Origin of the sequence: Streptomyces sp. NPDC057616, from assembly GCF_042800575.1 — a bacterium.
Taxonomy (GTDB): domain Bacteria; phylum Actinomycetota; class Actinomycetes; order Streptomycetales; family Streptomycetaceae; genus Streptomyces.
This window is the reverse complement of the sequence record NZ_JBHVGU010000041.1, coordinates 1-2,191: the sequence shown is the minus strand read 5'-3', so window position 1 is coordinate 2,191 and position 2,191 is coordinate 1. Positions and strand designations below refer to the sequence as shown.

The 2,191-nt window shown below is 70.3% G+C and carries 4 protein-coding genes; all 4 read left to right on the top strand.

Features of this window, described 5'->3' with window-relative positions:
* Positions 1-227: sensor histidine kinase (locus ACFU97_RS37385; RefSeq protein ID WP_384265366.1), on the top strand; the 227-nt coding region annotated here is incomplete at its 5' end.
* Positions 221-940 (top strand): response regulator, encoded by a 720-nt coding sequence (locus ACFU97_RS37380; protein ID WP_384265365.1) that lies wholly within the window; start codon positions 221-223, stop codon positions 938-940. The genes ACFU97_RS37385 and ACFU97_RS37380, both read left to right, overlap by 7 nt.
* A gap of 46 nt (positions 941-986) precedes the next feature.
* The gene (locus ACFU97_RS37375) at positions 987-1,385 is read left to right on the top strand and encodes an OB-fold nucleic acid binding domain-containing protein (protein WP_384265362.1); all 399 of its coding nucleotides are present in this window, start codon (positions 987-989) and stop codon (positions 1,383-1,385) included.
* A 3-nt stretch (positions 1,386-1,388) separates the two neighbouring features.
* Positions 1,389-2,138 carry a DUF3159 domain-containing protein gene (locus ACFU97_RS37370; protein WP_384265360.1) on the top strand — a complete coding sequence of 250 codons (750 nt, stop codon included), beginning with the start codon at positions 1,389-1,391 and terminating at the stop codon, positions 2,136-2,138.
* The last annotated feature ends 53 nt before the right edge of the window (positions 2,139-2,191 follow it).

Below are 2,191 nucleotides of genomic sequence, written 5' to 3'. Positions count from 1 at the left end.
AGCGTATCTTCGAGCCCTTCCAGCGCTACGGCGACGCGCCGCGCGGGGCCGGCGTGGGCCTCGGCCTCGCCGTGGCGCGCGGCTTCACCGAGGCCATGGGCGGCACACTCGACGCCGAGGACACACCCGGCGGCGGCCTCACCATGGTCCTCACGCTGCGCGCGGCGGCGTCGCCCGCGCCGGAGCCTCCCCACTCCGCGGAACCCGAAAGGCAGACCACATGGTGAGCCCGACCGGGGGCGTTTCCCAGGCCCCCACCAGGGTGCTCGTCGTCGACGACGAGCCGCAGATCGTCCGTGCCCTCGTGATCAACCTCAAGGCGCGCAGGTACGAGGTCGACGCGGCCCACGACGGCGCGAGCGCCCTCCAGCTCGCCGCCGCCCGCCACCCCGACGTGGTCGTCCTCGACCTGGGCCTGCCCGACATGGACGGCGTCGAGGTGATCAAGGGGCTGCGCGGCTGGACCCGGGTGCCGATCCTGGTGCTGTCCGCCCGGCACACCTCCGACGAGAAGGTCGAGGCGCTGGACGCCGGCGCCGACGACTACGTCACCAAGCCGTTCGGCATGGACGAGCTGCTGGCCCGGCTGCGGGCCGCGGTCCGTCGGGCCGAGCCGGTCGGGGCCGGCGAGGACGACGTGACGAGCGTGGAGACGGACGAGTTCACGGTCGACCTGGCCGCGAAGAAGGTCAACCGGGGCGGCCGGGACGTCCGGCTGACGCCCACGGAGTGGCACCTGCTGGAGGTGCTGGTGCGCAACACCGGACGCCTGGTGAGCCAGAAGCAGCTCCTGCAGGAGGTGTGGGGTCCGTCATACGGGACCGAGACCAACTACCTCAGGGTGTACATGGCGCAACTGCGCAGGAAACTCGAGGCCGACCCGTCCCACCCCAAGCACTTCATCACCGAGCCGGGCATGGGCTACCGGTTCGAGCGCTAGGGCCGCGGGTACGTAGCCGTCAGTGCACCCCGGTACGCTTCAAGACATGAGTGCTGTTCCTCGTTCCGAAAAGCCGGTGGGCCGGTTCCGGCGCATGCTCGACCGGCTCTCCTCTTCGCAGGAGGACCTGGAGTCCGAGGAGCTGCGGGAGGACACCGAGACCGCGGGCTGCACCCGGATCGGTGACTGCCACGACCGACAGATCGTCACGGTTACTGGTACCTTGCGCACGGTCACACTGCGGCCGCGCGCGGGCGTCCCGGCCCTGGAGGCCGAGCTGTTCGACGGCTCCGCCGCGCTCGACGTGGTGTGGCTCGGGCGGCGCTCCATCGTCGGGATAGAGCCGGGGCGCAGACTGATCGCATCAGGGCGGATCTCGATGAGCCGGGGCCGCCGGGTGCTGTTCAATCCGAAATACGAACTGAGACCCCTCGGACGGGAGTAGCCGGTGACGTCGCTCGACAAGCCGACCGAAGACACTCAAGCCGACGACACGCGGACGGTGACGGAGGCCGCCCTGTTCGAGGCGTTCGGCGGAGTGCGGGGCATGGTCGAGACGGTGCTGCCCGGCCTCCTCTTCGTCACCATCTACACGATCAACAAGGATCTGCACTGGTCGGCCATCGCCGCCCTCGCGGTGTCGCTCGCGCTCGTGGTGGTCCGGCTGGTCATGCGGGACACCGTCAAGCACGCCTTCAGCGGGGTCTTCGGCGTCGCCTTCGGTGTCGTCTTCGCGATGATGACGGGCAACGCCAAGGACTTCTACCTGCCCGGCATGCTCTACACGCTGGGCCTGGCGCTGGCGTACATCGTCACCACGCTGTGCGGGGTCCCGCTGCTCGGGCTGATCCTCGGGCCCGTGTTCAAGGAGAACCTCTCCTGGCGCACCCGCAACCCGGGCCGCAAGAAGGCGTACGCCAAGGCCAGTTGGGCCTGGGGCCTGATCCTGCTCGGCAAGTGCGCGATCCTCTTCCCGCTGTACTGGTGGGCGAACACCGCGCAGCTGGGCTGGGTCCTGGTCGCCCTCAAGATTCCCCCGTTCCTGCTGGCCGTGTGGCTGACCTGGGTCTTCCTGGCGAAGGCGCCCGCGCCGATCGACGTGTTCGCGGAGATGGAGGCGGAGGAACAGGCCGAGAAGGAGCGGGCCGCCGCCGCGGGCGTCGAGGCGAGCGGCGGACGGCACCGCCGGGAGGCGTAGCCCCCGCGAGCTTCATGCGCGGTACGACGACGAGGGGCGCCCCGCACATGCGG

Bases quoted from the DNA above. Each gene is read 5' to 3' on its own strand.
- ACFU97_RS37380 (WP_384265365.1), top strand. From the start codon at position 221: ATGGTGAGCCCGACCGGGGGCGTTTCCCAGGCCCCCACCAGGGTGCTC.
- ACFU97_RS37375 (WP_384265362.1), top strand. From the start codon at position 987: ATGAGTGCTGTTCCTCGTTCCGAAAAGCCGGTGGGCCGGTTCCGGCGC.